Source organism: Tsukamurella conjunctivitidis (assembly GCF_007858475.1).
In the GTDB taxonomy this organism is placed as follows: Bacteria; Actinomycetota; Actinomycetes; order Mycobacteriales; family Mycobacteriaceae; genus Tsukamurella; species Tsukamurella conjunctivitidis.
In genome coordinates this window covers 1-634 of record NZ_VIGX01000141.1, presented here as the reverse complement: position 1 = coordinate 634, position 634 = coordinate 1, and the positions used below count along the sequence as shown (strand labels likewise).

Annotated in this window: 1 protein-coding gene; it reads left to right on the top strand. The window is 65.8% G+C overall.

Annotation, left to right across the window (positions count from 1 at the left end; genetic code table 11):
• Positions 1-24: 24 nt before the first annotated feature.
• Positions 25-634 (top strand): DNA recombination protein RmuC (locus FK530_RS24750; RefSeq protein ID WP_231706792.1); only part of this gene is annotated, 610 nt, incomplete at its 3' end.

The following is a 634-nucleotide window of genomic DNA, read 5'->3' as shown; positions in this document are numbered from 1 at the left end:
AAGCTCGAGACGATGCGGGCTACGGTGGACGAGAAGCTCCAAGGGACGCTGGAGAAGCGTCTCGGCGAGTCGTTCACGGTAGTCTCCAAGCGACTCGAGGAGGTCCAGAAGGGGCTGGGCGAGATGCAGTCCCTGGCCTCCGATGTCGGCGGGCTCAAGCGCGTGCTCACCAATGTCAAGAGCCGCGGGACCTGGGGTGAGGTCCAGCTCTCGCGTCAGCTGGAGGACATCCTCGCTCCCGACCAGTACGAGCAGAACGTCGAGGTCAGACGGGGATCCCAGGAGCGAGTCGAGTTCGCCGTGAAACTGCCCGGTCGTGGGGACACGGATCGACCCGTGTACCTGCCCATCGACTCCAAGTTCCCCCAGGAGGACTACGAGCGCCTGTTGCGCGCCCAGGAACTCGGCGACCGCGCGGCGGTGGACGCTGCGGGCGTGGCCCTCGAGAAGGCGATCATCCTGCAGGCCAAGACGATCTCCTCCAAGTACATCGACCCCCCGGCCTCGACCGACTTCGCGATCTTGTACCTGCCCACGGAGGGGCTCTTCGCGGAGGTGGTCTCGCGGGCCGGTCTGGCCAGTCGCCTCCAGAACGACCATCGGGTCCTCGTCACTGGTCCGACCACCTTGATGT